Origin of the sequence: Lactobacillus kimbladii (assembly GCF_000970755.1) — a bacterium.
Taxonomy (GTDB): Bacteria; Bacillota; Bacilli; order Lactobacillales; family Lactobacillaceae; genus Lactobacillus; species Lactobacillus kimbladii.
Map to the genome: position 1 here is coordinate 997,086 of NZ_KQ034007.1, position 26,798 is coordinate 1,023,883.

Genomic DNA, 26,798 nt, shown 5'->3' on the forward strand with positions numbered 1-26,798 from the left:
TTTCTCTAAATTCGTAATCCTTTAGGATAATAGTTTTTAATAATATGATTGCTGATTTTGCCAAAGCCTAAGATAAAGTTTTTAAAACTGACCAAGATAAAACCATTTATATCTGAATCAGTTTTAATAGTTTCTCCATGCAAATACTTTAAATAATTGTTACTACTTAAGTCAACTACTCTATTCTGCTTTCGTCCTGCTAAGACCATAGCCAGCTGATGTCCTGGCTCAAAACGGTTCTTCTTTAAAATACCCAGCTCAACGCCATTGGCTAAAATTTTAAGATGAGTATCAGAATTGGTATTTATAGCTGGAATAAAAACGTGATTATTGTGTACCTGACAATTCACTTGCCAGTTCTCGATCTCAGGAAGCAATTTAAAATTATCTAACACGTTTGCAATCAGATGTATATCCGATTTAGTTAAAGCATTTCTTGGTTTCTTCCTGTGTTTTGACCTTTTGCTTGTCGACGTAGTTTGATCCTTAATTTTTTCGTCAAGCCTTAACTTTGCGACATATTGTCCTTCTCCAATATTGGCAGTAGGCCAAAAACGTGCTGTTTTAACTAAATCAATATTATTATCTGACCATTCAGGATGACCATGGTCAATATATTGCTCGTTTATTTTTAGTGGCATTATTGTAAAACCAAAAGTTTTAGTTAGCCAAGAAACTATTTGTTCATTTTCTTCAGGAGCAAAAGTACAAGTTGAATAAATTAGTTCTCCTCCCGGCTTAAGCATTTGAACTGCAGCAGACAAGATCTCTTTTTGTCTTTGCTGACAAAAAATTACGTAATCCTGTGACCAATATTCAATCGCTTGAGGGTCTTTGCGAAACATACCTTCACCGCTGCATGGTGCATCAACTAGAATTTTATCAAAATACTGCGAAAAATATTTTGATAATTTTTCCGGTTTCTCACTCGTGATTAGTGCATTAGTTACTCCCCAACGTTCTAGATTTTCACGTAAAATTTTTGCACGACTAAGCGAAATTTCATTTGCCAGCAAGAACCCCTGGCCTTTTAGTTGTGCGCCAATTTCAGTACTTTTGCCACCGGGAGCTGCACATAAATCAAGAATTTTTTCTCCAGGTTGAGCATCAAGAAAAAATGCTGGAAACATTGCAGCTGGTTCTTGTGAATACACTGTTCCGCTCACCCATTCAGGATCTTTTCCACTTATTTTGCCGTAATAGGCATCAGGAATTAGCGGGATTTTTTCACTTTGAGCATAAGAAAGAGTTTGCTTTTCTTTCAATGAATTAATCCGATATGCATTTTTGGAATTTTCACTAATTGCATTAAAAAGTTGATCAGCCTTTTGCTTACCTAAAAGCTTAGTATATTTTTTGATAAAATCTTCAGGCAGTTTTGGCATTATTTTGTTCCTTTCGTAATAAATGCAGAATACCTAAGCCGTATAGAATAGAAATTATTATCCAACTTATTAATAAGAGCCATATTAAATGTTGTGGTTTGGAAACGAATTTACGCCAAATCAAAAAGAGATAAGCACCGAAAGTAGTTACAAGCTCAACAAGCAAAATTCTAACACCATGATTGATTAGCCAATTGCGTAACAGGCTCCCCTTCAGGTTTGTTTGCTTAACTGTTTTCCAATCCATAAAGGCTAAGAGTAAATTACTTGCTGCAGCAACCAACAAAAATAACAATATAAATAAAATTTCACGAATAATTGAAAACTGGTGTATTTGATGATTTTTTACAAAAACTGGTGTCTTAGCTTTTACTTTATAATGCTTAGCAATTTGTTGAATTACTTTATTTGAACTGTCGATTATGATCTGATAATCACGCAGTTTAAATTTGCCAGTTGGTTGTTTCGGACTAGTAGTCAAATAATAACCATTTTGTTTCATTTGACGATAATGCTTTAAAGTTCCTATTACTGTATAATATTTTTTGTTTATATAAATATATTCGTTTCCTTGTGTTTTTAAAGTAGGAACCTCTGCGTTTAGACCTAGTACTGCAAAAGAAACACGACCTTTAAAATCATCTTTGGTAAAGTATCTTCCAGATTCAGTCGGTAATTTTAACACATCATGATTCGACCATACGAGAGTTTGATTTTTCTTAGCTTTAGAAGTCATATGAACTTGAATTTTATTATGAGGAAATCTCTTTTTCAAATAGGTCAAGAAAGATCTAACTTCTTGATCTTTTTTGACTTCAATATAGCGAGTATTGTTGCTTAAACCATATGCCTCAAGTAGCTGATCCGCTTCGCGGGACTGAACATTTGACAACATACTGCCAATACCTATAAATGATAAAAATATAATGATGATTAAAATAGTTTTTTTAAATTTCATGTGCTATCTCAAAAATATGTTCATTAATAAAATCAAAACTAGGAAAAGTTTGATTAATTTGTTTTAATTCTTTTGAATGATGTACTAATCCTTTTTGCCAAAAAGCCTCTGAATTGGTCGCTCCGTTTTTTTCGCCTATAAAGAGCAGATGACTTGTTGTATTCAGCTTTTGCCAGGTTGAAACAACTTTTGTATCGCTATTGCCAAAATTGGGAGCCCAAGAGCATATTATTAGATCAACATTGTCAAATATCTCAACGGCCTGAGCAGCATCAAAATGTGCGACTGGCATAAATGACTTGGAACCAGTGTTTGAAGTTTTTGACCAATCTAAGTTATCTGTGACTATCATTTTTACGCCTACATCAGATAAAGCCTTGCTCCAATAAGCATTACCTGCCATAATTTCCAGTCCGGATTTAATGTTTAAACAGTCTTTAATTGCTCTAGCTGTCTGTAAATTAGGTAGCGACCAAACGCCAAAATTTATAGACAGAAATTGTCTCAAATTGTCGATTAACTGGTTAATAGTTCTAAAGTGTTTAATATCAGTTTGCGAAAGACTAGCACATATTTCCTCAGCAATGTCGGGTAAAAACCCCAGTTTCTGTGGCGCTTTCTTAAAAACTTGTTTTTGGCTCACGATAGAAATAATATCATTAATTTCTTTAACTTGATGATGTACTTGTTCAATATTAAGCTGATCATCTAATTGGTTAATTTTACTTAAAAAATCTGTCATTATCAAATACCTATAATGATTTTAACATTCAAAAGACAAGATTTCAGTTATAATAAAAGGTAACATAATAAAGGAGAAAAAATTTATGGCGAAAAAAGTAACAAAAAAGCAAGACAAAGAGGAAGAAAGCTTAGGTAAATTTATTCTCGATGTTGTCATAATGATGGCAGTTATTTTAGGTGTATTCTATGTTTTATTCAATTTTGTGCTTTCTAATGATAGAGTTTCCGGACCGTCTATGCAACCGACTTTTGAAGATAATGACCGTTTGATTGCTGTGCGTAATTTTACTCCTAAACGTAATGATGTTGTTGTTTTGCTTGCACCTAAGGCAGCTAATGATGTTCCAGGAGCATATTACATCAAGCGAGTAATTGGTCTTCCTGGTGATAAACTTGTTTCTAAAAACGATAAAATGTATGTTAACGGCAAACTTTTACCTGAGCCGTATCTAGAAAATCATTTCAAAAAAGCTAATAATACTGAAGGACAAACATATACGAATAATTTTACTTATAAAGTTCCGAAAGGTTATTATTGGGTAATGGGTGATCACCGTGATATTTCAAAGGACTCACATATATTTGGTCCCGTAAAACGACAAAATTTAGTTGGCAAAGTCAAATTCAGATATTGGCCATTTAATAAAATTCAGGGTTTTTAATTTTCTTTGAATTTTAATATTTTTCCGCTAAAATAAATTGTAAAGGAGAATTTATTATGAATCAGCAATTAGAAGAATTATCCGATGCAATTATCGATTTTCAAGTAAAACATCATGTTACTGATACGGATTTAGCTTTTGCAAGTCATTTGTCAGTTGAAAAAATTCACGCAATGAAAACTGGCGAAGGCGAGTTTACTCCTGAAGAAATTAATCAGCTGTATGATTACCTTGCTGCAAATCATTAAAAAGTTATCTAAATATAAACCCCGCAAGAGATTATTTTTGTGGGTTTTTAAATATAAGTTTTTTTACAAGCGAGTGTTAAAAGACTTTATTAATTATGATAATAAATTGGGCTTCATTCATAGAAATAATTAAGTTATTCGTATGCCCGATTGCGTTTGTAAAAACTGATTGGTATATTTTGGCCGATTACCTGTTTGATTTTATATTTCTCTGTTTCGCATTCGAAATCTACTCTGGCTGTTAAAAAGGACGTTAAGCAAAAGCTTAACGTCCTTTAAATGTCCGGTAATTATTCTAATAACCTTGTTATATTTTTTGTTATCCGATTGACTCTTTATTCTCTAGTACTCTTTTAGGATTATCAATAACCATTTTAGCAAAATTATCATTACCTATTAATGGCACCAACGATTGCTTTAATGTTGTAATAATATATCGCAATCCTGGTTTACCTTTGTATGATAAAAAATATGATTTCCTCCCCATATCACCTGATAAACAAATATGATCTACATAGCCATCCTCAACTAATTTACAAAGCATTTGTATGCGATCTCTATCATTAGTGCTTAACTCACGGCCAATATGGTCAAAACTTATATTTACTCCAGTATCACAAATTTTTTCAATATAGTCTATATTTTTTGGAATATCTACATGGCTTAAGCAAATATGCTTTAAGTCTGCCCCTTGACCTCTTAAAATTTCAACCTGTTCCATAGCCATCGTTCCTTTATCACAATGAGTAATCATAGGAATATGGGTAGCCCTCTGAACCTTACCCTCAATTTGTAGGATCCGTTTTTCCCTCTTTGTTATTTGCTTAAAACTTGTTCCTGCTTTCATGGCAACGGGTAATAGATGACGTGAACTAACTCCATTTTCAATTTCATTAACTAAAAAATCAAATATTTGTTTATCCGACATTTTATCAATCCACTTTGGCATAAATTCTTCTTTGTGGAATCCTGTAACAAAACCTATATTAATATTTGCTCCTTCAGAAATTTTTTGTAAAGCAATAGGATTTCTGCCATAGTTTATCGGAGTCAGATCTATGATCGTACTACCACCATTATTTTTAAAGTCTATAGCCTCAGCAATGCTTTTATCTACGTCATCAAAAATATAGTCTTTATATTCAGGTAAGGGATTTGGATTTACAAAGAGATGATCATGTATATAAGTAACGCCCAAATCATTTGAAGATATGGTTCCTTTGACAGTATTAATCATTGTTATTACCATTCGGCAATAGTGCCATCATCATTGACCCAAGCCGGATTATTCCACACTAATCCCTCTTGTGCGACATCTTTAATTTTGTCTTCATCCATTTCAATGCCAAGACCCGGACCTTTGGGAATGTCAACGAAACTATCTTTATACTGAAAGATTTCTTTGTTTTTTACAAAATCAAGTAGGTCAAAACCTTGATTATAGTGAATTCCTAGACTTTGTTCTTGAATAAAAACATTTGGAGTACATGCATCAACTTGAAAAGTTGCAGCTAATGCTACTGGGCCATACGGAGCATGTGGAGCAACAGCCATATCGTATGCCTCTGCCATTGCTGCTATTTTACGCTCTTCCAGTAGGCCGCCACAAAGAGAAATATCAGGTTGAATTATATCAACTGCTCCCTGTTTAAAAATATTTTTGAAACCCCATCTGGTGTATAATCTTTCTCCTGTTGCAATTGGAGTTGAAACCTCATTTGAGATTTGAGCAAAATACTCTTCATTTTCAGGTAAGACTGGTTCTTCAATAAACATAGGATGGTATTCTTCTAAAGCTTTAGCTAAGACTTTTGCCATTGGTTTGTGTACACGCCCATGAAAGTCAATGCCAATAGACATGGCATTGCCAAATTTTTCACGAATAGAGGCAACTCTTTTAACAGTCGCATTCACTTTTTCTAAAGAATCAACATAATGCATTTCAGAAGTAGCATTCATTTTAACTGCTCTAAAACCCTTATCCCAACGTTCTTGGGCCATTGCCACAACATCTGATGGACGATCTCCGCCAATCCATGAATAAACTTTTATCTTATCCCTAACGGCTCCACCTAATAGTTCATAAACTGGCAAATTTAAGGTTTTACCTTTGATGTCCCATAAAGCCATTTCTATTCCTGATATTACGGTTCCATTAATTGGTCCTCCACGAAAGAAAGATCTATGAAGGCGCTGCCATATCCTTTCAATTTCAAGTGGATTTTTTCCAATCAGCTTACCGCACATCTCTTTTGCTCCAGCAACAACTGTTTCTGTTTTCGTCCCTGAAACTAACTCTCCCCAACCAGAAATGCCTTCGTCAGTATTTATCTTTATAAATATCCATCTAGGTTTTACTTTGTAAACAACAAAATCTGAAATTTTCATATTTTTCCTCGAGTTTTAAAAAATCATCTTAAATAATTCAACTATTTTATAGATAATAAATCCTACAATGTGTGTACCTGCATCCTCAGTGGATATATATTTAACTCCATTTGCTAAGTGGAAACCACCAGCAATAGCAAGTTGTGTATGTATTGGAGCTAAAGCGGTTCCAATCCAGAGAACAAAGCAAGTAATAACAATAGTTGATAGTATTCCTCTAAAAACATTACCTTTGCTAAATGCTACAGGCCAAGCTGACAGCCACATAGCTTGGTAAGCAATATCTGAAATCGGCAACAGATGATTACCAGGTAAAATAGCTGATAATATTAATGTGATCGGTACCATAATAATACCGCACGCAATCGCTGATGAATTAGCAACTGTCAAAGCTGCATCTATTCCAATGGTAAATTTATTTCCTGGAAACTTTTTATTAAGTAGTTCTTTAATAGAATTAGCAAAAGGTATCAATCCCTGCATTAAAATTTGCATCATTTTAGGAGTTAAAACCATAGTAGCTGATGTGCTCATTCCTACAATTAAAATTTTACCTATGTCTTCACCTGCAAGTGCGCCAATAATGATTCCTATGATAAAACCCATAAACAATGGTTCACCAACAAAGCCAAACTTTTTTTGTATCTTTTCTGGTCTACCATCAATCTTATTAATTCCAGGAATAATGCTCCACAGTTTATTTAATGCCCAAGCTACAGGAGCCCATCCAACTGAATTTGCTGTTGGAAATGAAATTCCTTCTAAACCAAAATATTTTTGTGCTAAAGGAGCTGTCCAATCGGCTAGTTTAAAACTGATAGCAGCATCAATAGCTGAGGCAACTAATGCTGCAACAGCGCTTTTGGTTAAATACCAAACTAAAGCACCAGTAAAAATATAGTGATTATATGACCAAAAATCAACCATAACTGTATTAGTTGTCTTAGTAATTATCATTAGTATATTTAACGCAAGAACAATAAATACAACAATCGCAGCCAAAGGAAATGCCCATGTTGCGGCAGCTCTAGCTGGCCATCCTACATCCATAATACTTGTTTGGATCCCCCAATGTTTCACCATCAAATGGACAGATGGTCCAACCTGTTGTACAAACCAATTAATTACAATGTTAACGCCAGCAAAACCAACACCAATTGTTAGTGAAGATTTAATTAGTGTGCCTATTTTTACTTTAAAAATAATACCCAAAATGAAGATCACAATAGGCATCATAACCATAGGTCCTAAGCCGCTAATCCAGTTTAAGCCTGCAATTACCCAATTCATACTCTCACACTTTCTCCCTTATTCTTTTAAAGCCTTTAGTATTTCGGCGCTAGTTTTTTCTTCGCCTACTCCAGTTACAAAAGAAGTAGCCTGGATTACAGGAATATTTTCTGTTACATTTTTGTCCAATTTTCCAGTTGGAACAATAAAGTCAACTTTATTGGTTTTTAGATTTCCCTGAACTTCTGAAAACTTACATTGAATTATATTTGGCATAGGAAGTCCATTCTCAGAGGCTATACTTTTAACTTTCTCAGAAGCTAATGTTGAAGTGATCATCGAGGATGCACAACATATAATAATAGTTTTTTTATTCATTTTAATTACCTTTCTCGAATAAATTTAAGATTGTTTTCTTATTGTTAGCATCTAATACGTCTTGTAAAAAATTTTGGTTTTGAATTAAATTCATTAATTGCTTTAAAAGTTCAACTTGTTTATCAGGAGTGTAAAATAAGATTTGTATAATAATATTTACTCCGCATAGTTTAGTTGGATCATCCATTTGTTTAAAATAAACTGGCCGTTTTAAGGTTGTAATAACCAATTGATTAGTTTTACAATGTTGAAAATCTGTGTGTGGAATTGCTACGCAAATTTTTCCTGTATTTAATCCTGTTGGGAAATTTTTTTCGCGTTCCTTAATACTATGGAGATAATTTATATCAACTTTTTCTTCTCTTAATAGGTGATTACAAATTCTTTCATAATAAGAATTACAACTTTCAAATTCCTGATTGATAAAAATATCATCTTCTGACAATAAAGATCTGTCCATATAACCACCTACTTTATGACTTTTCAATTATATCAATTAGAGACTGGCGTAATTTTGGAACATCTTTATTAATAATGTCTTCTTTCAAAAAAGCACCTGAACCAATTCCAATAAATTGAGCACCATTTTTTAAAAAGATCCCGACATTTTCACTCGAAATTCCGCCAACTGCCATTAGTGGTATTTTTCCTAAGGGTCCTTGAAGATTTTTAAAATATTCCGGTCCTGCTGTAATTGCAGGAAAAATTTTAATTATATCTGCTTTATAATTAAGCATTTGCAATACCTCAGTAGGCGTATATGCACCTGGTATTGTTATTACGTTTTTTTGTTTAGCATAATCGATCATATTTTTGCTAAACAAACATGAACTTAATAAAAATTTTGCATTAGCATCCACCGCATCAATTTCATCTTTAAGGTTTAATACTGTTCCAGCACCTATTAAGATTTTTTGACCGAATTCTTTATTTAGGTTTTTGATGTATTCTGGAGCAGACGGTGTATTCATTGTTATTTCCATCGCAAAATTTTGTTCTAAACCTTCGATTGCCTTTGCAATAGCGTGGGCTTCATCGAAAGTATAGTTTCGTATTATGATTGTATATTTGGGAAAATTATTTATCCCCATTTTTTTCCTCCTCTTCTACAAATTTCAAGATTATTTGATAGACTTCAAATGACGTTTTACAGCTTAAAATTTTATTAATAATATTTTTGTTCATCGCAAGAGAAGTAAATTGATTAATTGCCTTTAATTTATTATCTGTATGAGAAAATGCTACCGGAGCAATAATGTTGACTGTTTTGTTGTAAGGCATTTCGATTGGAGTTTTTGATACTAAAAAACCAATTCCACTACCCAAAATTCCAGTTTTAGGTAAGGAATGTGGAATAGAGATACTAGTTCCCAAAAAACTATAATTATCTGGATTATTAATCTGTCTTTGTAATTCAAATTCATATCGCTTTTCAATTTTTTTATCTTTCAATAAAGGCATAATTGCTTTATGCAAGGCAACTTTCCATTCGATATTTGTATCTTTATTTAAAACGATATAGTTAGGGTGAAGATAAGAAAGTAAATTATGAGATTTTTTATTATCTGAATTATCGAAGTTTTGTTTTAAAAGCATTCGATTTATGTCAGCTTTTAGTATTTGGTTATCGGTTAAATTGGCATACCTTGAAATAAGCTCGAGAAGTTTATTTATTTCTTTATCCGTTTTTTCTATCTTTAGCTGGTTTAAAACTCTATACCGTAAACCAATTTTTTCTGAATAGTTCATATTTGGCTTAACAACGAACTGTATTTTGTTGGTATTTAATGGCAATGTAGTAAAAACAATGTCAAATCTTTCTTTTGAATTGTTGAATTCTCTAATTGACATAGTACAGATGAAATTTAATTCCGGTAAAATTTCTTTTAAAATTTTTATCAAAATGTTTGACATAATTATACCGTTTGAACAAACTACAATAGCTTTATAGATCGGTTTGTTGATATCACGATTTTCAGGAGTACTAGCAAGTAAGTAACCAAAATAATACGTTAATAATTGCACTTCTCCTTTAGGAAAAGTCTTGCCAATCCAGTCTTCAAGAGGCCTAATTAAATTTTTTATTATTTGAAATAAAATTTGGTGGTTTTCGCTATTATTCAACTCTAACTTTTCAATATTTGGCAATTCGTACTTAACACGATAGCAAGCAGGTCTTAAATGATTCATTAATCTTTTTTCAAACTGCTTTTGATCATCAATCTGAACTAACGTTTTTTGTTTAAAACCCTCTACTATTTGATGAATAAAATGTAAAATTTTTACTTCATCTGATCCGTATTGTAAATTTGTTTTATCATATACGTTAGAAGCTAAAATTTCTAAAACTAACCATTTCAAATCTACATTATCCAAATTTTCTAAACCCGAATAGGTTTTTAAAAATTTATATTCATTTGTTTCGGTGATAAAAGGATCTGAAGGACAGTTAGATTTACAATTGGAATTTTGACTTCTATACAAGATTGTTTGAAACAAATTATTCAAAGCTTTAAAATATATGTCCGAAAAAGTAGCTTTGAATTTTTCTTCAATATCTAGTATTAGAACAGTCGCTTTTTTTGCGATTGTTCTATTTTTTGTAATGGATATAATTAGATCACTTGTAATTAGATTTGGATTATTTAAAAATAATTTAGTTGCTAATTTATAAATATCATCTTTTTCCCCTTTTAGAGAATATCCTTCAACCCGATTATAAATAATTTCTAAATTATTTCTCTTAACAAATTTTTGCGCTTCCTTAATATCACTAATAACTGTGGTCTTCGAATATTTGAGAAAAGATGTCAGATGGTTCAAAGAAACATAACTTGTTTTTAAAATTAAGTAAGTAATGATTAAAACTTTACGATCATGATCTGATAATTCACCAAACTGATCTTCCTTACCTGCCTGAATTAGCAGTCTAATGGAAGTATCATATTCGAAAGTTCCATTTTTATGTCTAGTTATTTCTGGAAAATGTTTTGCCCTCAAAGTATTATTTATTAATTTAACAGCATAATTAATTTGTCTTCTGCTAAGCGATAATTTTTGTATCATCTCCGATATTGTTATGTTAGGTTCTTTTAGTAAAAGGGAAATTATTTTTTGAATACGCTCATTCATTTTCAAATCCCCCTTTCAACTCTAATTATAATCTGCCAATTTAACTTTTTGTATGCGCTTTCGTTTCTAAACTTGTACAAGTGTATGCCTTTGTTATACATTTACTTTAAGATGATATTTGCAAATGAAACCTTTTAATCGTATAACAAATTCCGTAATTTTGTTTTCTTCTTTAAAATATTTTAAACATAAAAAACTTAGATTAATTGTGAAGTGCTCCATAATAGTTAGACAATAATCTGACTATTAGGAGCATTTTTTTATGACTAAATATTCGATTGCTTTGAAAATTGAAGTTATTTGTAAGTATCTAGCACACCAAAATTCATTGGCTGGCTTAGGCAAAGAATATGGCATTGATTACACGGCTATCAGGAGCTGGACAGAGTTTAAGCACAAGCTGCCTAAAAAAGAAAGCTCAGACTATTTGCATTCAGACCAGGGCTTTTAATACCGCCATTAAGGCTATCAGTCCAAACTAAGAAAGATGAAGATTAAGCAAAGCATGTAGCGCAAGGGTAATTGCCACGATAAGTCAATGAGAGAAACAATCTTCAACCTAATGAAATGGGAGAAGCTTAACTGCATTAAGATTAGTTCACTAGCAGAAATGCGTGAAATACTGCATGATTACGTTTACTTGTTGAATCGCATTAGAAGATCAAACAAACTAAAATACACGATTCCGATTAACTATCGGAACCGTGTATTGGGCCTTGTGTAATATTAATATGTTTAACTTTTTATTTGTACTTCATTATTTTAATTAAGGTTTTCTTCTAAAAATATTTTAATTCAATAATTACTATTTTCCCTCTCTTGCTTCAAAGAATTTACTGAATAGAATTGTATCCAAAAACCAAAAAAGTAAATTGATTACAAGCATTAAAATCAGTGCCAAAGCTAAATCATCATTTGTTCCTGTGGTTTCCCCCATCATAAATCTAAACGGGAAAGAAATTATTTGTAGGCCAATGTCATTTGCTTTGATTGCAAGCCAAGCAACTAAAATAATCACAAAAACTGCAATTACCCGAAAATAAGCTTTGCTGAGTGCTTGGGGAAGAAAATCCAAAAGTGCGCGACTGGAGTAGTTTAAAAAACTGATAATGAAGTAACCAAAAAATGCGCAAAGAATAGCCATCATAATTGCACCAAAGAAGTTAAACATAATTTCCAGGTCAACTTGTTGCAAATGCCTTCCAATATCAGTAAACATTTCGATTATGACAGTATGAAACTGACTATCAAAAGTAAAAGTAACAACGCCTAAAATTAATGTGCAAATTATTTCGAGTATCACAAAGAAAAGCAATGCACCAAACGAACTTAAAATATTATCGAAATACAGCTTTTTATCATCAATTGGTACTAAACGCCAAGTCTGACTTTTACTGACACGTTCATTTTGAAAACAGGTGGTTAAATAAAATATCCCGGTAAAAAGCCACGCTGATACCACAAAAATAGTCAGCCATAAGGTAAAGAAATTAGAAAAAATAGTTCTATTAATGTATACATGGCCGTTATTAAAATTGAAAAAAGACATCGCAAATGAAGCTACGGTCTGGATAATTAACAGAATAGAAATCCATTTGGTTTTTAATCTGAAAAGCACCGTAAAATAGCGATTAAAAATAGCCATTATTCATCCTCTTCTCTTTGATAAAAACTCTCATAAAATTCCTCTACACTTTGATTATCAGCTCTAATTGCTTCAGTCGACTTATGCATACAAACAGTTTTATTTTTAATAATAACAACTTCATCCAAAACCGCAGCGATTTCATTTACGAAATGATCTGAAACTAAAATAGTGGATTTTTCTTGCTTCCATAAAATTATCGATTTAATAATTTTTTTGCGAGCCATAGCATCAATGCCGGAAAAGGGTTCATCCAAAAGATATAAATCTGTTTTTCTGGAAAAAGTTAAAGCAATTACCAGCTTTTCTTTCATTCCTTTAGACATTTCAGATAAGCGCATGTCAGAATCTAAATTCATGAATTTTCTTAACTGCTCAAATTGCTTTAGACTAAAATCATGGTATAAAATTTGGTAAAATTTGACGATATCATTGATTTTAGTTGAATTAGCAAATCCTGTCAGGCCATCAGTAAAAGAAAGATGTGCCTTTCTGTCAGCTTCTTTGGCAAAACCTGCAACTTTAACAGTGCCTCGATAGTTTTTAGCTACGCCACTAATTATTCGCATTAAAGTAGTTTTGCCCGCTCCGTTTTCACCTAAAAGAGCAACAATTTTTCCTGGTTTAAGGGTTAAATTTAAGTCAGTAATAATTTTTTTCTGGTTCTTTTTGTAAACTAAGTCTGTTATTTCTAAGGGATTACCCATTATTTACGCTCCTCTTTAAGATATTCAGTTAAAGATTTGAGAATTTGTTCATCAGAAACCCCTAAAGAGTTCATGCTCTGAACAAATTTGTCTAGTTCAGCGTCAATTAATTCCCTTTTCGTTTTTTCAAGTAAAGTAGTATCTTCAGTGACAAAATTACCTTCTCCCCTCTTGGTATACAAAATTCCTTCAAAGTTCATTTGTTGTAAGGCACGTTGTACCGTATTGACGTTTACAGTGAGTTGCACTGCCAGTTCACGTACAGAAGGGATTTTTTTACCTGGCTTCAATTTGCCGGTAATTATTTGTCGATATAGGTATTGCTTAATTTGTAAGTAAATGGGAATGTTATCTTTAAATTCCACAAGTCCACCATCCTTTGGCCGTAATACACCTATAATACACTATCATAAACCAGATTTATTTTTTCCGCAAACCTTTTAATTGTTATAATATCTTACTTTTTTGTGAGAAATTACAAGATTGTAAAACTGATTTTTTTATTTACCTACCTATTTACGTTCACTAGCTTCATAAAAATGATTAAATAAGAAAACGTTGCTGACCAACAAAATAAAATCGCAAATTGTGGTTGACAAAATTGCAAAAGGTAAATCACTAGAAAAAGCAAGTCCGTAATTAGCTGGGTTAAATACTGATAAAAGAATTTTGTAGACAAATATATGTTGAATTTTAAAAAAGAACCAGATTAGTACAAAAATTATGAATAAATGGAGTATCTTTACAAGTGCTCCATTAACGTTCGCGGGTACAAAATCTATTATGGACTGGCTAGCAAAGTTAAAGAAACTGATAACAAAATATAAAAAGAAACAACTTAAAATGGCTAAGACAATCGTGCCAATTACAGTCCAGAAAACATTGTAATCAAAATTAGGATGTAGATCCATTAGGAAATCATGAAGTCCTCGTTGAAGATCTTTATCAACCAAAAAAGATAAGAAACCTAGCATAACTGCAGCAACTACTTCAAGCGCAAGCATGTAAATAAAAGATACAAATGTACTCAAAACATTATCTAGATAAAACTGACTATCACTTATTCCAGCTAAACGCCAGGTTTGACTTCGATTAAATTTTTCACTTTGCAAAGGAGTTAAAATAAATACAAATAATATGACAAAGAAGGCTAAGATGACAAAATATAATGCCCATTCTGGTATCAAACCGACATTATTTTTTAGATTTTTTTGGATATGCCAATTTGTAACTTCATAATAAGTAAAAAAGGCACATGCTAGAGCTGCAATTAGCTGAAAAGACAGTAATATTTTTAATTTTTTTGCTTTAATTTTAAAAAATCTATTGAATAGTCTGCTAAATTCCGACATTTTGACTCCTTATTTTTATTTCTAACTGGTGACAAATATTGTTTTACTAGCTACTTTTTTTCTTCTGCCTCAAAGAAATACTTAAATAAAAAGATATTAATAACTAACATTATTAAATTAACAACTACAACAATTACATTAACATATGGTAAAGCGCTGTTATAAGCTGGATTTAAGTTTAAAAAATTCAAAAGGCTGCCTAAAACTTGATCGACAAAAATTTTTTCTACTTTAGTAAAAAGCCAGGCTATTACGATAACAATAAAAATATGTAATAGTTTGACAATTAACCCACTTGAAGCTACAGGAAGATAATCCATGATGGCTTTACTGGAAAAATTTAAAAAGCTGATCAATAACGAAATGAAAAAGCAACATAAAAGTATGAGGAGCGTGATATCAAAAATAAAACGAATTGTATTCAGTTCAAAATTTGGTCTAAATTGCTTAAACATTCTTTCGCAGGAACTACGAAAAGCCTTGTCCATGAAAAATGAAGCAATTAGCAAGATGCCAGCAACAATGATGTTAAGAATAATGAAATAAACAAACGTTGCAAATGTGCTTAAGCTGTTAGCGATGTAAAATTTTTCGTCACTAATTGCAGTTAAACGCCATGTTTGGCTATGGTTAATCTTTTCATTTTTAACAATAATATAAATAAAAAAGAAAATGACAAAAAAGACACCTAATAGACAAAAGCCCATTAACCAATCAGGTAAAAGCTCAGTATAAGAGTTTAAAAATTCACCTATCTTACCAGTACCAATTAACAAGCCAAAAACAGAAAATGCAAGGGCACCAACTGTTTGAATTATTAAAAATGAATAAACATTTTTAGCTTTTTCTACAAAGAATCTGCCAAACAAACTTTTAAATGAGGTCATACTCTTTCCCCCCCTACTATGAAAATATTGTAAAAAATATTAGGATTTACTTCTCTTCAGCTTCAAAGAAATGATTGATTAAAAAGACGTTGATGCCAAGCATTATCAAATTAGCAACAAACATCATACCTACAACATATTCTAATCCCGCAAGATCAGTAGCTTTTAGTAAAAAAAGATTTACAAAAGAGTTTATCAATACTCTATATAGCTTAACAAGCAGTCCCATTAATATGATAATGATGAATATACGAATAAAAGAAATTAAAATATGACTTGATGCTTGTGGTAAAAAACTTAAAATTGCCTGACTGGAAAAGTTAAGGAAACTAACCAAAAAATAAATAAAAAGAGCAGTTAGAATTACCAACAGTATAATACAAATAAAAGTAAGAAATGTGTCAGTATCTAAATTGAGTTCAAACCGCAAATTTTTGCCAAATTGGGGATAGGCAAAAATAGATACAAAGAATAATCCAAGCGCAATGATAAAATCTAAAAAGACAAAATAGATTAGAGAAACAAATGAACTTAAGATATTATCAATATAAAACGTGCCATCGCTGATTGGTGCTAGGCGCCATGTCTTACTTCTATTTAAGCGTTCATTCTGAACGACAGTTAAAATATATAAAATAGGTCCAAACAAGAAAGTAAAGGAAGCAAATAAGGCCATCCACCCTGGAAAAAATTCAAGGTTATTGTTCAAATTTAAGTGAAACCTGCCAGAATAAAAACTAAAATAAGTAAAAAACGCTGATGCCAGAGAACTGATAAATTGCAGGACAACTAGCAGATGAACATATTTGGCTTTTTTTTCAAAAAGTTTGCCAAATAAGTGGTTGAAAGTAGCCATTATTCATCCTCCGCCTCGTATAAACTTTCATAGTAGTCTTCAACACTCTTATGGTGTTCGCGTATCTCTTCAGTTGATTTATGAGTATAAATGGTTTTGTCCTTGATAATGACAATTTCGTCCAGCATACTAGCGATCTCATTCACAAAGTGATCTGAAACTAGAATAGTAGAATTTTCTGGCTTCCATAAAATAATTGAGTTAATAATTTTTTTACGAGCCATAGCATCAATACCGGAAAATGGCTCATCTAATAAATAAAGATCAACTTTGCGCGAAAATGCAAGTGCAATAATCAACTTTTCTTTCATTCCCTTAGACATTTCTGATAACCGCATTTCAGAATCTAATTTCATAAACTGACGAAGTTGCTCAAATTGTTTACCATCAAAATCTTGATAAATAATTTCATAAAATTTAACAATATCTTTGATTTTAGTTGAGTTGTTAAAACCCGTTAGACTATCAGTGAATGATAGTCGGGCTTTTCGTTGAGCCTCTTTACTTTCACCAGAAATTTTTACTGTTCCACGATAGTTTTTAGCAATACCACTAATTACTCGCATAAGGGTAGTTTTACCTGCACCGTTTTCACCTAAAAGGGCTACTATTTTACCAGGTTGCAAATTTAAATTTATATTATCTAAAATTGTCTTTAAGTTTTTCTTGTAAGTTAAATCTCTAATTTCTAAAAGATTTTCCATATTAATACTCCTACTTCAAATGATTGGCAACAATTAAATTGATTTGTCCAGATGAAATTCCAAAACTTCTCATGTTCTGAACAAACTTACGTTGTTCAGCAACGATGATGTCTTTTTTTATTTTCTTTAATAATTTTTTATCGTTGGTGACATAATTACCCTCTCCCCTTTTAGTAACCAGAAGACCGGAATTAATCATTTGTCTAAGCGCTTTTTGAATAGTATTAACATTCACTGTTAACTGTGCTGCTAAATTACGTACAGAAGGTATCCTCTGATTCGGCTCAAGTTTGCCATTAATGATTTGTCTACATAAGTATTCTTTTATTTGTATGTATATCGGCAGATTGTCTTTAAAATTCATAATTCTTTTCCAACTGTATTACATTTATAATACACTATAATATTACAATAAACTTAAAAGTTATGCAATTAATTACTTAAAATCTTTTTCTCCGAAAGATTAAATAGCCGGCAATCACAAAAATAAGAATATAGATTAGACTACCAATTAAAAGCTCTTGATTGTTCAGGTGGGTAGTTAAAACATACATGCCATAATTACCAAACTGCCTAGTCAAGTCCACCATATTAAAAGGGTTCCATTTCATAATGTTCACCAGTTTGCCTCCGTTCATTAGGTCTGAAGAAATGCTTTGACCCATGAATGTAATTAGAAGGCTTGCTGTAATTACAATTGCACTACTATTAATTAGACACGAGAGTAAAAAAACAATAGCAATAATTAACATTGTAGTTACTAAATCTATTAGAGAAGCAGTTACCATGTTTAGCCATACCGGCTGATGATATAGATATGACGCTGACCAGTTAACTTGATAATTAAATATGGTATATTGCAAACAAATTGTATAAAAAAGAGCTAGCAGATGCAGAAAAACATTATATAAGAATAAAACAATATATTTTGATAAGTAAACATATATTTTATTAGAAGACTTATATAAAAGTGTCAAAATCGTATTGTTTTGAAATTCCATTGAAAAATACGTGGCACTTACTATTACTAGGATAAACATTATAAAATCAGAAGAATCAAAAGTTAATGTTAAAATTAGCTTTTTACTTTCATCTGCCAAAGCGAAACCGGTAATAAGCATTAGAAAAAATAATATGATAGCTGCGATCCAAGTAATTTTGCGGTGCACTAATTTATATAATTCCTGCTTAATACTATAAATCATTTTGGTGATCTCCTCTCTTTATACTCGTCGATGTTTGAATAGATAATATCCTAGAACCATAAAAACTATGCCGTAAACGATATTGGCTATAATTAGTTCAAGACTTGATAAATTCGATTTTAAGCTAAGGCTTGAATTTGATAATTGCTGGGAAATAAAAATCATATTTAAAAAGTTCCATTTAATAGTACTTATAAAATGGGGAAAGGTTTGCATTAATCCTTTGGAAAAGCTGGCACCAAAAAATGCTAGTACAATTCCAAAACAAACTACTACAGCATTATTTTTAACCAGCATAATGAGCATAAAAGATAAGCCAATGCTAAAAAAGGAATAAATCAATGCTCCTGCCAGGTTAGTTAACAAACCATTTAAAAGAGTATGCCCATTATGAACGGCTAACCAATCATATCTGCCAGTATTAAAGATCACGCTTAACATCAAGGTAAATAGAAATGCAATCACTGTTAGGAGAAAACTATAGACTAAGACAACCAAAAACTTGGAAAAGTAAATTTGAAACTTGCTCGAAGTCTTATACTCCAGCATGATAATCGTGTTATTCTTGTATTCCATTGAAAAAATTGCAGATGCTACGGTAATAACTATTAAAGGAATCCACTCATTTGCACCAAATCCGTAGCCAAGGGATTGGCGTGTAATAGGATTAGTAAAAAAGTTGTAAATCATTGTTACAATGAGAATAATCAGACCATACAGAGCAATGTTTTCATGCCTGAATTTATAGATTTCCTGTTTAAAGCTTATAAGCATTTTGTCTAGCCTCTTTTCTTTTCCAAGACATCAACTACAATTCGTTCAAGGTTGGCTTCAAGCGGCAAAATTTCTTTTAAGTGAACACCTTCGTTAAATAGCAGATCTTCTATTTTGTATATGTCGTTTTGACTTACTATCAAATAATTTTCATTTTCTGTAAATGTGATCTGGTAAGCAGCAAAAATCTTTTTTGTAAGTTTATTATTTTCAGTAGTCAAATGGTATTTTTGGTGACTAATTTTTTCAAATTCTTTGACCTCTTTATTCAATATAATTTGTCCTCCGGAGATTAAGACAACTCTCGTCATTACTTTTTGTAATTCACTTAAAATATGACTTGAAATTAAAAAAGCTGTTCCTTGATCAGAATATCTTTTGATTAATTTTCTTACTCGAATCGTTGATTCAATGTCAAGTCCGTTCATTGGTTCATCAAGAATTACAACTTGGGGCTGATTTAATAAGGCGATTGCTATGCCTAATTTTTGCTTCATCCCTAGTGAATATCCTTTAGCCTTATAATTAATATATGAATCCATTTGTAATTCAGAAATCAAATTTGCCATATCTTTTTGATCATGAGCATAAAGGGTCAAATTTTGCATACCAGTAAGAAATGGGTAAATTGCTGGATGTTCAATTAATGCTCCAACCCTTGTTAAAGCATGATGGTCATTTTCGGACACATTTTTGCCATTGACCTCTATTTTTCCTTTAAATTTCATTAACCCTAAAATGGTTTTCATAATAGTTGTTTTTCCAGCTCCATTTGGGCCTATTAGACCTATTATTTCACCAGCTTTAACATCAAAAGTAGCATTATTAACTAGCACTGTCTTCCCCACATAAGTGCAAACATCATCAACGTGTAGTGCAATAGAACTTCGCATGATCACTAATCCTTTCTCTTATATTATAATAGTGAACTATTTGTCTAATACACTAGTATAATAAAATAAATAATCAACTTTTGCAAGGAGTCTTTTGCCTTTTGTCTTAGAAAAATTTAAGTGTTCCACAAATTATCAATATAAAATTTTAAAAAGAAAAAAGGCACATAAAACCATTTTTGATAATGATCCTATGTACCTAAATTTAAATTTCTATTAATTGTGCATAATTTTGCTAACTTTTGAGAAGTTAAATTTTCTCCATCAGAACAAGATTTAAGCTTTTAATTATTTTAATAAGAAGTATTAAAAACAGTCGTTTTTGTTTCACTATTTGTTGCTATTTGCATTCAACTCTATCATTTTAATCATTACATCTACTGCTTTTGCCATAGATTCAAGCACGGTATATTCAAAGCGTCCGTGCATATTTTCTTGCCCGGAAAAAAGATCTGGACAAGGCAATCCTCTGTAAGTTAAAAGTGAACCATCAGTGCCACCCCTGACCGGATCCTCGTTGATCGTGAGTCCTTCAGCCTTATATGCTTTTCTAGCTAAGTTAACAATTTCCATATGGTCTTTAAGAATATCAGCCATATTGTAATATTGATCTCTCATGTTCAGCTTAATTCTCTCAGTCCCGAAATCCTCATTCATTTGATTGACAATAGCTCTAACTTTATTTTTACGATCTTCCAGACCATCTCTTTCAAAGTCGCGCACAATGTATTCCATTTGCGCATTGTCAACCGTACCAGTAAAGTTGGTCAGATGGTAAAAGCCTTCCCTTCCTGCCGTTTTTTCAGGAACTTCGTTATGTGGAAGTTGGTTTTGGAAGTTAATACCAACTTGGATAGCATTGATCATCTGATCTTTAGCCACCGAAGGATGCACATTTACTCCTTGAATATCAAGCGTGAAAGTAGCAGCAGAAAAAGTACCCCAATCTAACTTACCAGGAGCTCCGCCATCAACCGTGAAAGCAAAATCAGCTCCAAATTCTTCGATATCAAAATGCTGAGCACCCATACCGATTTCTTCGTCAGGAGTAAAACCAAAGCGAATCTTACCATGTTTAATTTCAGGGTGATTTAACAGATATTCTGCTACAGTAACTAATTCTGCTACGCCACATTTATCATCCCCACCCAGCAAAGTGTCACCAGATGCTGTAATGATAGTCTGTCCCGCATATTTCTTTAAGTTAGGAAATTCTGCAGGGTCTAAATAAAATTCGGAATCTCCAAGGCGAATTTTAGATTTGCCGTCATAATTTTCATGAACTTGCGGTTTGACATTTTCCGCATTGAAGTCTGCTGTATCACAGTGTGCTAGAAGTCCCATTACAGGTACATCATAATCTACATTAGCTGGAATTTCGGCAATAACACAGCCTGATTTGTGATTATAATGCACATCAGATAAGCCTAATTTTTCTAAGTCAGGTAGAATTACTTCTTTTTGAAAGACTTCTTGGCGCTTAGTTGAAGGAAAACGATCTGAATGCTCATCAGAGCGTGAATTAACTTTGACATATTTTAAAAATCTTGGTAATAAATTTGGATATTCCATTGTCTCTCCTTAATTAAAATAAATCTTGAAATGGATTAGTTGATACTTCAGATTGGGTAATTTCGACATTCCAAGAATGTTTTTTATTCCATTCAAGCAACTTTTGATAAATTTTTTCTTTAAAAATCTTTTCAGTGTAGTGACCTGGATCTACTACCGTCAGACCGGCAGAAATCATATCGTGGCCTGTATGGTAATAAACGTCACCAGTAATAAAAGCATCAATATTCTCTTCTACTGCTTGATGCCAATATTTGCCACCATCACCGCAGATAAAACAAACTGAAAATATAGTCTGCTGATTATCAGCAGTAATTAATCTTACCATTTTTACTTGCATCTTGTCTTTGACATAATAAGCAAAGTCTTGAGCTGATAGTGGCTGCGTCAGCCTCCCCTTACGTCCTATAGCAATGCCATCATCATCTGGACAAAAAGGCTCAACATCTTTCAAACCCAACTCTTCAGCTTGCCAGTCACTTGAGCCATCTTCAGCTTTGTCTGAATTGGTATGAATGGAATAGACAGTTATTCCATTAGCTATAATTTTGCCGTACATCGCATATTGGGGATTGGCAAAATCCAAGTTTGGAGCAGGGCGAAACATCAAGGGATGATGGCTGATAATCAAATTAACCCCTTTTTGAATTGCTTCGTCTACTACTTGAGGTCTAACATCTAATGTTGTCAATATTTTAGTGACATTCTGCTCAAGAGAACCAATTTGAATACCAACTGGATCACCCTTGCTGGCAATTTCTTCGGGAAAATGCTTTTTTAAAACGGCTACTACATCTTTAACTTTAGTCATTTAACTCCCCTTCAATCATTTTTATTTCATCTTCAATTTGCCTGATATGTGCCCTATCTTTTTCTTGGGCTTTATTTAAATTACACAGCAGCCTTTGATGATAGGCTAATTGATCCTGCCATTTTTGATAAAAAACCTGATTTTTTTCTTTTAAAATTTCTGGGCCAAAAAATATTTGCCGGTCAGTTAACCTGACAGTACTTTCCACCTTTTGTGCCTTGATCAGCTCATATATATGCCCGGCTTCAGCGATAATTTTTTCATCAATAATTTGATACTTATGTGTTGAAAGCCATTCACGCACACCAGGTTCGCCTACATTAGGTTCCAAAATTAAAGTCGCAAAATGAAATTTTTCTGACCAGGCTTCATCTAAAATATTGGTCATTAATTTACCACCCATACCAGCAATTACCACTGTATCAATTCTGTCTTTGGCGCTAACTGTTTCAAGACCAGATCCCAGACGGGTTTCAATTTTATTTTTTAAGCCGGCAGCAATAATATCTTTTTTCGCATTTTCTAAAGGCCCAGCTGCCACATCACTTGCAATAGCAAAATCAACTTTACCCTCTTTTACTAATTGGATTGGTAAATAGGCGTGATCTGTTCCGATGTCAGCAATTCGGGCTCCTTGATCAACCATTCGTGCTAAAGTACTTAATCGTAAATTCATCTTTATCCTACTTTCTTTATAATAGAATTTTAGCATAATGCTTTTTATAAGATAAAATTAAATAACGAATTTAGTTTCTCTTATTATTAGCTTCTAAATCGATCTTACGATCAAACATGCTTGCTTCATCTGTAGATATATGATGAGCAACCTCGATTACTGTTCCGGAAAATTCTTCTAAAAAAGTAGCGTGAATTCTTCGAGATAATTTTGTGTCTAATGAGGAAGTAGCTTCGTCTGCTAACAAAATTTGCCTTTTCTTGAGTAATGCGCGGGCAATTTCTATGCGCTGATTTTGTCCTCCTGACAAATTTTTGCCTCCAAGACCAACTTGATACTGATACCCTTTTTTTCTGACCAGTTCTTCTAGGCCAGCTTTAGAAACCGCCTTATTCAGCTCTTGTTTGGTAACCTTTTGCCCTAAAGTAATATTGTATTCAATCGTATCATTTAATATAAATGGTTGTTGATTGATTAAAGCAAAGAGTTCATGGTCTTTATTCCAATTGCCATTAGCTTTTTCTCCATTTATCAGATAGGTGCCTGAATCCAGCTTATATTTTCCTAGCAAGACTTTTAGTAAGGTTGATTTTCCCCAACCCGAAGGAGCTTGTAATAATATTTTTTCGCCCTGTTTGATTACCAAATTTACTTTTTTAAAAATAGTTTGGTTATCAAAATGGATTGAGGCATTAGTTAAACTCAAATTATTGAAAACTGGGGTAAAACCATTATCGCTTTTTTGTTTTGGTTTTTTATACTTTTGTATTTTTATAAATTTAGTCCAAATGGGAGTAGTCGTTTTAATATCATTAGCACACATAAAAATATTAACTAGCGGGTTTACGAAATTATTCGATAGCTGCACAATCATCATAAAAGTACTCAAGGTAATATTTCCTATAGTTATAAAATAAACTCCGACACTAAATGGGATAATCATGCCAAAACAGTATGCGGCAAAAGATGTTAACTCATTGGCTATGCCCTTAGCTAAATTCGTTGATTGTAACGCGTCCTCCATTTTGCGAGCGCTTGTTATTAAGCGCTGAGCAATAGAATTTTCTGAATTATATAAAGAAAAAATGGTTGAGCCGCTAATTGTTTCAGTAACGGTAGCGGTATAATTACTATTTGCTTTTTCCCATTTTTTAGAATTAGCAGAAATTTTTTTACCGGCAAAATTTTGAACTAAGGCTGGAATTATTGCTGCAATAAAAAAGACCAAAGAAATAAACCAAGATGTAATCACTGCAGTGATAATAGCAGTCAAAAATTTTAAGATGTAATTAAAAATTTTTAATTCGGCAACAACTTTACTAGTCTCAATTTGTTTAAGGTCGTTTGTCATAAATGAAGTATCAAGTTTAGCTTCATCATTAATATTAACGATATGATCAGTTGCTATCTCTTTAATTTTGATGTTAATATCATGGATCAAATTTAAAAAGGAATACTGAAAAAGTATTCCAATTATACTGAAAATAATTAATCCGCTAATGGCGAATAAAGTTAATCCGAGCAAATTTCCCGTAGGCTTTTGAGCAAAGGAAATGAATACTTTTAATAGATAAGCTAAAAATACTGACTGAAATGAATCAAGAATTGAAATAATTAGAAAAAGAAAAAGTTTCCATTTCTTTGCATATTTGATAGCCATGTTATCCTCCTAAAACTTAAAACAGTATTACAAGTATAATGGAACAAATTAATAAATGCCACAAAATCCCTAGTATAATTTTAATTTGCCGGCAAAAAAGTGAGAAAAATTTTCTTTTTCTTTCTAAATTGCTATTTTATAATTGATAATAAGATTTAAAAGAAAGAGATTTTTGACTTAATGGATAGAACTGAACCTGTTACTTTGACAAATATGTGCATGATTAAAAAAAACGATAATATCTTAGTTTTGGATCGTAATGACCCTTATTGGCCAGGATTGACTTTTCCGGGTGGTCATGTGGAAAATCACGAATCTTTTTATGATTCAGTGGTGCGGGAAGTTAAAGAAGAAACAAATTTAGATATCAAAAACCCTCGCCTATGTGGCATTAAGCAATTTTATGATGAAAATGATCACCGCTATCTTGTTCTTTTTTATATAGCGACTGAATTCACTGGCACAGTCAAAGACTCAAGAGAAGGCAAATTAACGTGGATGACTAAAGAAGAACTTTTCAAACATAAATTAGCATATAATTTTGACAGGGATCTATTAGTTTACTTTAACCCAAATATTGATGAGCATATCTTGGACGGTAAACGGGATGAATTATTTTAAGGAGTATCGAAATGCTTTCTGAACAAGCAATTAAGCGTTGGCATTTAGGACAAATAATAGTCCAAGAAATTCTGATCATTGTGGCATTTGTGCTATTTTTTAAAATCAAACCCCTGACCAAGAGTAGACTAGGAGCAATAATAGTTCTGCCAATTTTGTTCATACTGGTTCTATTGCAACTAACCCTTTTATGCGAAAAACATCCTGAAAGAAAGCTAGTTCAATTTAATCATTATTTTCAGTCCGTCAATATATTATTGTGCTTTTTTGCACTACTCAGTTTGGGAGCAGCATTTATCAAAATTTTTAATAATAAGAATGTGATCTTTTTATTAATTCTCTTTACGTTGTACGAACTCATTATGCTAGTTCCTATGGCAGAACTGGCATGGAGCAAAATAAAGAATCCGATTGGGCAGATCATAACTTTATTGTTGTTTGAAATTTTGATTGTTTCAATACCTGAAATTTTAACCATGTATAGCCATTCCTTGCTTCAAGTTCTCAACACCACAGGAATTACAGGTAGCATTTGTTTTATCATTACCTCAATCATCGTTATGAAAAACTGGCATTATCAAAATCCGGGTTTGAGGATAAGCTCAAGAGCAAAGTATTCAATTCTTGCGTTTATATTTATTTTTATTGTTGCTGACTGTTTAATTAATGCTTTTAATGATGCAAATAATTTAGGACAATTGCTAACTCGCTGGGATTTTCATATAACAACTAAACACCCAACTCAATATATTTTTCAGGGTATAGAAGCTGGTGTTGCTGAAGAATGGCTAATGCGTTTTTGTATTTTGAGTATACTACTTAAAAAATTTAAAAATTCTAAAAATCAAGTTTTATGGGCAGTATTACTGGATGGTTTGATTTTCGGATCAATTCATCTTACTAACGCGGTGGTGCAACCACTCTCTGCCACGATTTTACAAATGATTAATGCTTTTGCTGCTGGGATTGCTTTTTCAGCAATTTATTTATATACTGGGTCCTTTTTCGTAAATATTGTTTATCATGCAGTTTATGATATACTAGCCTTTTTAGCAGCTGGCACTACAGTTATGACAGTACCCCATATCTTTGACTGGGAATATCTCTTTATTACCACTTTGATCTATTTGGCTTTTGCTTTCTTCTTATTATCAGGTAAGCGAAAAAGTGTTATCGAATATAATTTGCAGCAATGGGAATTAAGTAACAAATCTTAGATGAGCTATATACTTAGTCACGAAATTAGATATTTTATGCCTCTATTTTCATATTAAATTAAGTTGAATTTGACTTATATTTATAAAATTGTA

General features: G+C 32.2%; 30 protein-coding genes and 1 pseudogene. 6 read left to right on the forward strand and 25 right to left on the reverse strand.

The features are described from left to right. Positions 1–5 precede the first annotated feature (5 nt). The 3 genes from JF75_RS05055 to JF75_RS05065 are packed head-to-tail and all read right to left on the reverse strand — an operon-like array spanning position 6 to position 3,085. Positions 6–1,385: an RsmB/NOP family class I SAM-dependent RNA methyltransferase gene (locus JF75_RS05055; RefSeq protein WP_046332122.1), complete on the reverse strand. Its 1,380-nt coding sequence runs from the start codon at positions 1,383–1,385 to the stop codon at positions 6–8. Continuing rightward, the gene (locus JF75_RS05060) at positions 1,369–2,343 is read right to left on the reverse strand and encodes a hypothetical protein (RefSeq protein ID WP_046332123.1); all 975 of its coding nucleotides are present in this window, start codon (positions 2,341–2,343) and stop codon (positions 1,369–1,371) included. The genes JF75_RS05055 and JF75_RS05060 overlap by 17 nt, the downstream gene beginning before the upstream one ends. Further along, positions 2,333–3,085 carry a hypothetical protein gene (locus JF75_RS05065; protein ID WP_046332124.1) on the reverse strand — a complete coding sequence of 251 codons (753 nt, stop codon included), beginning with the start codon at positions 3,083–3,085 and terminating at the stop codon, positions 2,333–2,335. Before JF75_RS05065 ends, JF75_RS05060 begins: the two co-directional genes overlap by 11 nt. An 85-nt stretch (positions 3,086–3,170) precedes the next feature. On the opposite strand from JF75_RS05065, the gene lepB reads away from it, so the two are divergent. Both lepB and JF75_RS05075 read left to right on the forward strand, forming a co-directional pair. After that, the gene (gene lepB, locus JF75_RS05070) at positions 3,171–3,749 is read left to right on the forward strand and encodes a signal peptidase I (protein ID WP_046332125.1); all 579 of its coding nucleotides are present in this window, start codon (positions 3,171–3,173) and stop codon (positions 3,747–3,749) included. Positions 3,750–3,805: 56 nt separating this feature from the next. Continuing rightward, complete coding sequence (locus tag JF75_RS05075; RefSeq protein WP_046324857.1) at positions 3,806–3,997, forward strand: LBP_cg2779 family protein; 192 nt, start codon at positions 3,806–3,808, stop codon at positions 3,995–3,997. A gap of 319 nt (positions 3,998–4,316) precedes the next feature. Here JF75_RS05075 and JF75_RS05080 read toward each other — a convergent pair whose 3' ends face one another. From JF75_RS05080 to JF75_RS05110, 7 genes are read right to left on the reverse strand one after another with little or no spacing between them, the layout of a single operon-like run. Beyond that, the gene (locus JF75_RS05080) at positions 4,317–5,234 is read right to left on the reverse strand and encodes a phosphotriesterase family protein (protein WP_046332942.1); all 918 of its coding nucleotides are present in this window, start codon (positions 5,232–5,234) and stop codon (positions 4,317–4,319) included. 5 nt (positions 5,235–5,239) lie between these two features. Beyond that, complete coding sequence (dgoD, locus tag JF75_RS05085; RefSeq protein ID WP_046332126.1) at positions 5,240–6,385, reverse strand: galactonate dehydratase; 1,146 nt, start codon at positions 6,383–6,385, stop codon at positions 5,240–5,242. Positions 6,386–6,400: 15 nt separating this feature from the next. Beyond that, entirely contained in the window at positions 6,401–7,675 is a 1,275-nt protein-coding gene (locus tag JF75_RS05090) for a PTS galactitol transporter subunit IIC (protein WP_046332127.1), read from the reverse strand. Between the two features lie 18 nt (positions 7,676–7,693). Next, positions 7,694–7,993 (reverse strand): PTS sugar transporter subunit IIB, encoded by a 300-nt coding sequence (locus JF75_RS05095; RefSeq protein ID WP_046332128.1) that lies wholly within the window; start codon positions 7,991–7,993, stop codon positions 7,694–7,696. Position 7,994: 1 nt separating this feature from the next. Continuing rightward, positions 7,995–8,453 carry a PTS sugar transporter subunit IIA gene (locus JF75_RS05100; RefSeq protein WP_046332129.1) on the reverse strand — a complete coding sequence of 153 codons (459 nt, stop codon included), beginning with the start codon at positions 8,451–8,453 and terminating at the stop codon, positions 7,995–7,997. A gap of 13 nt (positions 8,454–8,466) precedes the next feature. Continuing rightward, the gene (locus tag JF75_RS05105) at positions 8,467–9,084 is read right to left on the reverse strand and encodes a bifunctional 4-hydroxy-2-oxoglutarate aldolase/2-dehydro-3-deoxy-phosphogluconate aldolase (protein WP_046332130.1); all 618 of its coding nucleotides are present in this window, start codon (positions 9,082–9,084) and stop codon (positions 8,467–8,469) included. Continuing rightward, positions 9,071–11,125, reverse strand: a complete 2,055-nt coding sequence (locus JF75_RS05110; RefSeq protein WP_046332131.1) for a BglG family transcription antiterminator — start codon at positions 11,123–11,125, stop codon at positions 9,071–9,073. Before JF75_RS05110 ends, JF75_RS05105 begins: the two co-directional genes overlap by 14 nt. A gap of 262 nt (positions 11,126–11,387) precedes the next feature. Here JF75_RS05110 and JF75_RS10780 point away from each other — a divergent pair, with 262 nt between their 5' ends. Further along, positions 11,388–11,576 (forward strand): hypothetical protein, encoded by a 189-nt coding sequence (locus JF75_RS10780; protein ID WP_052726873.1) that lies wholly within the window; start codon positions 11,388–11,390, stop codon positions 11,574–11,576. Then, a pseudogene (locus tag JF75_RS10675) lies at positions 11,553–11,849 on the forward strand (IS3 family transposase); the annotation flags it as partial. The gene JF75_RS10780 and the pseudogene JF75_RS10675, both read left to right, overlap by 24 nt. Before the next feature lie 81 nt (positions 11,850–11,930). Here JF75_RS10675 and JF75_RS05120 read toward each other — a convergent pair. The 15 genes from JF75_RS05120 to JF75_RS05190 form a co-directional block, all read right to left on the reverse strand. Beyond that, complete coding sequence (locus tag JF75_RS05120; RefSeq protein ID WP_046332132.1) at positions 11,931–12,770, reverse strand: hypothetical protein; 840 nt, start codon at positions 12,768–12,770, stop codon at positions 11,931–11,933. Next, positions 12,770–13,477: an ABC transporter ATP-binding protein gene (locus JF75_RS05125; RefSeq protein WP_046332133.1), complete on the reverse strand. Its 708-nt coding sequence runs from the start codon at positions 13,475–13,477 to the stop codon at positions 12,770–12,772. Before JF75_RS05125 ends, JF75_RS05120 begins: the two co-directional genes overlap by 1 nt. Then, entirely contained in the window at positions 13,477–13,842 is a 366-nt protein-coding gene (locus JF75_RS05130; protein ID WP_046332134.1) for a GntR family transcriptional regulator, read from the reverse strand. Before JF75_RS05130 ends, JF75_RS05125 begins: the two co-directional genes overlap by 1 nt. A 147-nt stretch (positions 13,843–13,989) precedes the next feature. Further along, positions 13,990–14,829: a hypothetical protein gene (locus JF75_RS05135; RefSeq protein WP_046332135.1), complete on the reverse strand. Its 840-nt coding sequence runs from the start codon at positions 14,827–14,829 to the stop codon at positions 13,990–13,992. A 50-nt stretch (positions 14,830–14,879) separates the two neighbouring features. Continuing rightward, positions 14,880–15,716, reverse strand: a complete 837-nt coding sequence (locus tag JF75_RS05140; protein ID WP_046332136.1) for a hypothetical protein — start codon at positions 15,714–15,716, stop codon at positions 14,880–14,882. Between the two features lie 46 nt (positions 15,717–15,762). Beyond that, positions 15,763–16,572, reverse strand: coding sequence for a hypothetical protein (locus JF75_RS05145; protein WP_046332137.1), 810 nt, complete (start codon positions 16,570–16,572; stop codon positions 15,763–15,765). Further along, positions 16,572–17,276 carry an ABC transporter ATP-binding protein gene (locus tag JF75_RS05150; RefSeq protein ID WP_046332138.1) on the reverse strand — a complete coding sequence of 235 codons (705 nt, stop codon included), beginning with the start codon at positions 17,274–17,276 and terminating at the stop codon, positions 16,572–16,574. The genes JF75_RS05145 and JF75_RS05150 overlap by 1 nt, the downstream gene beginning before the upstream one ends. A gap of 10 nt (positions 17,277–17,286) precedes the next feature. Next, entirely contained in the window at positions 17,287–17,640 is a 354-nt protein-coding gene (locus JF75_RS05155) for a GntR family transcriptional regulator (protein ID WP_034979815.1), read from the reverse strand. A 76-nt stretch (positions 17,641–17,716) separates the two neighbouring features. After that, entirely contained in the window at positions 17,717–18,481 is a 765-nt protein-coding gene (locus tag JF75_RS05160) for an ABC transporter permease (RefSeq protein ID WP_046332139.1), read from the reverse strand. An 18-nt stretch (positions 18,482–18,499) separates the two neighbouring features. Next, positions 18,500–19,255 carry an ABC transporter permease gene (locus JF75_RS05165; RefSeq protein WP_046332140.1) on the reverse strand — a complete coding sequence of 252 codons (756 nt, stop codon included), beginning with the start codon at positions 19,253–19,255 and terminating at the stop codon, positions 18,500–18,502. Positions 19,256–19,260: 5 nt separating this feature from the next. Further along, positions 19,261–20,148, reverse strand: a complete 888-nt coding sequence (locus JF75_RS05170; RefSeq protein ID WP_046332944.1) for an ABC transporter ATP-binding protein — start codon at positions 20,146–20,148, stop codon at positions 19,261–19,263. A gap of 330 nt (positions 20,149–20,478) precedes the next feature. Further along, complete coding sequence (pepT, locus tag JF75_RS05175; protein ID WP_046332141.1) at positions 20,479–21,720, reverse strand: peptidase T; 1,242 nt, start codon at positions 21,718–21,720, stop codon at positions 20,479–20,481. A 13-nt stretch (positions 21,721–21,733) separates the two neighbouring features. Continuing rightward, positions 21,734–22,531: a Nif3-like dinuclear metal center hexameric protein gene (locus JF75_RS05180; protein ID WP_046332142.1), complete on the reverse strand. Its 798-nt coding sequence runs from the start codon at positions 22,529–22,531 to the stop codon at positions 21,734–21,736. After that, on the reverse strand, positions 22,524–23,207 hold the full coding sequence (locus tag JF75_RS05185) for a tRNA (adenine(22)-N(1))-methyltransferase (protein ID WP_046332143.1): 684 nt from the start codon (positions 23,205–23,207) through the stop codon (positions 22,524–22,526). Before JF75_RS05185 ends, JF75_RS05180 begins: the two co-directional genes overlap by 8 nt. A gap of 70 nt (positions 23,208–23,277) precedes the next feature. Next, positions 23,278–24,867: an ATP-binding cassette domain-containing protein gene (locus JF75_RS05190; RefSeq protein ID WP_046332144.1), complete on the reverse strand. Its 1,590-nt coding sequence runs from the start codon at positions 24,865–24,867 to the stop codon at positions 23,278–23,280. A 180-nt stretch (positions 24,868–25,047) separates the two neighbouring features. Between JF75_RS05190 and JF75_RS05195 the strand changes: the two genes are divergently transcribed. Continuing rightward, positions 25,048–25,488 (forward strand): 8-oxo-dGTP diphosphatase, encoded by a 441-nt coding sequence (locus JF75_RS05195; protein ID WP_046332145.1) that lies wholly within the window; start codon positions 25,048–25,050, stop codon positions 25,486–25,488. A gap of 11 nt (positions 25,489–25,499) precedes the next feature. Then, positions 25,500–26,705 (forward strand): CPBP family intramembrane glutamic endopeptidase, encoded by a 1,206-nt coding sequence (locus JF75_RS05200; RefSeq protein ID WP_046332146.1) that lies wholly within the window; start codon positions 25,500–25,502, stop codon positions 26,703–26,705. The last annotated feature ends 93 nt before the right edge of the window (positions 26,706–26,798 follow it).

What these genes read in the sequence shown, in the direction of transcription:
- JF75_RS05055 (WP_046332122.1), bottom strand. Translation starts at nt 1,385, where the DNA reads ATGCCAAAACTGCCTGAAGATTTTATCAAAAAATATACTAAGCTTTTA.
- JF75_RS05060 (WP_046332123.1), bottom strand. Translation starts at nt 2,343, where the DNA reads ATGAAATTTAAAAAAACTATTTTAATCATCATTATATTTTTATCATTT.
- JF75_RS05065 (WP_046332124.1), bottom strand. Translation starts at nt 3,085, where the DNA reads ATGACAGATTTTTTAAGTAAAATTAACCAATTAGATGATCAGCTTAAT.
- lepB (WP_046332125.1), top strand. Translation starts at nt 3,171, where the DNA reads ATGGCGAAAAAAGTAACAAAAAAGCAAGACAAAGAGGAAGAAAGCTTA.
- JF75_RS05075 (WP_046324857.1), top strand. Translation starts at nt 3,806, where the DNA reads ATGAATCAGCAATTAGAAGAATTATCCGATGCAATTATCGATTTTCAA.
- JF75_RS05080 (WP_046332942.1), bottom strand. Translation starts at nt 5,234, where the DNA reads ATGATTAATACTGTCAAAGGAACCATATCTTCAAATGATTTGGGCGTT.
- dgoD (WP_046332126.1), bottom strand. Translation starts at nt 6,385, where the DNA reads ATGAAAATTTCAGATTTTGTTGTTTACAAAGTAAAACCTAGATGGATA.
- JF75_RS05090 (WP_046332127.1), bottom strand. Translation starts at nt 7,675, where the DNA reads ATGAATTGGGTAATTGCAGGCTTAAACTGGATTAGCGGCTTAGGACCT.
- JF75_RS05095 (WP_046332128.1), bottom strand. Translation starts at nt 7,993, where the DNA reads ATGAATAAAAAAACTATTATTATATGTTGTGCATCCTCGATGATCACT.
- JF75_RS05100 (WP_046332129.1), bottom strand. Translation starts at nt 8,453, where the DNA reads ATGGACAGATCTTTATTGTCAGAAGATGATATTTTTATCAATCAGGAA.
- JF75_RS05105 (WP_046332130.1), bottom strand. Translation starts at nt 9,084, where the DNA reads ATGGGGATAAATAATTTTCCCAAATATACAATCATAATACGAAACTAT.
- JF75_RS05110 (WP_046332131.1), bottom strand. Translation starts at nt 11,125, where the DNA reads ATGAATGAGCGTATTCAAAAAATAATTTCCCTTTTACTAAAAGAACCT.
- JF75_RS10780 (WP_052726873.1), top strand. Translation starts at nt 11,388, where the DNA reads ATGACTAAATATTCGATTGCTTTGAAAATTGAAGTTATTTGTAAGTAT.
- JF75_RS05120 (WP_046332132.1), bottom strand. Translation starts at nt 12,770, where the DNA reads ATGGCTATTTTTAATCGCTATTTTACGGTGCTTTTCAGATTAAAAACC.
- JF75_RS05125 (WP_046332133.1), bottom strand. Translation starts at nt 13,477, where the DNA reads ATGGGTAATCCCTTAGAAATAACAGACTTAGTTTACAAAAAGAACCAG.
- JF75_RS05135 (WP_046332135.1), bottom strand. Translation starts at nt 14,829, where the DNA reads ATGTCGGAATTTAGCAGACTATTCAATAGATTTTTTAAAATTAAAGCA.
- JF75_RS05140 (WP_046332136.1), bottom strand. Translation starts at nt 15,716, where the DNA reads ATGACCTCATTTAAAAGTTTGTTTGGCAGATTCTTTGTAGAAAAAGCT.
- JF75_RS05145 (WP_046332137.1), bottom strand. Translation starts at nt 16,572, where the DNA reads ATGGCTACTTTCAACCACTTATTTGGCAAACTTTTTGAAAAAAAAGCC.
- JF75_RS05150 (WP_046332138.1), bottom strand. Translation starts at nt 17,276, where the DNA reads ATGGAAAATCTTTTAGAAATTAGAGATTTAACTTACAAGAAAAACTTA.
- JF75_RS05155 (WP_034979815.1), bottom strand. Translation starts at nt 17,640, where the DNA reads ATGAATTTTAAAGACAATCTGCCGATATACATACAAATAAAAGAATAC.
- JF75_RS05160 (WP_046332139.1), bottom strand. Translation starts at nt 18,481, where the DNA reads ATGATTTATAGTATTAAGCAGGAATTATATAAATTAGTGCACCGCAAA.
- JF75_RS05165 (WP_046332140.1), bottom strand. Translation starts at nt 19,255, where the DNA reads ATGCTTATAAGCTTTAAACAGGAAATCTATAAATTCAGGCATGAAAAC.
- JF75_RS05170 (WP_046332944.1), bottom strand. Translation starts at nt 20,148, where the DNA reads ATGCGAAGTTCTATTGCACTACACGTTGATGATGTTTGCACTTATGTG.
- pepT (WP_046332141.1), bottom strand. Translation starts at nt 21,720, where the DNA reads ATGGAATATCCAAATTTATTACCAAGATTTTTAAAATATGTCAAAGTT.
- JF75_RS05180 (WP_046332142.1), bottom strand. Translation starts at nt 22,531, where the DNA reads ATGACTAAAGTTAAAGATGTAGTAGCCGTTTTAAAAAAGCATTTTCCC.
- JF75_RS05185 (WP_046332143.1), bottom strand. Translation starts at nt 23,207, where the DNA reads ATGAATTTACGATTAAGTACTTTAGCACGAATGGTTGATCAAGGAGCC.
- JF75_RS05190 (WP_046332144.1), bottom strand. Translation starts at nt 24,867, where the DNA reads ATGGCTATCAAATATGCAAAGAAATGGAAACTTTTTCTTTTTCTAATT.
- JF75_RS05195 (WP_046332145.1), top strand. Translation starts at nt 25,048, where the DNA reads ATGGATAGAACTGAACCTGTTACTTTGACAAATATGTGCATGATTAAA.
- JF75_RS05200 (WP_046332146.1), top strand. Translation starts at nt 25,500, where the DNA reads ATGCTTTCTGAACAAGCAATTAAGCGTTGGCATTTAGGACAAATAATA.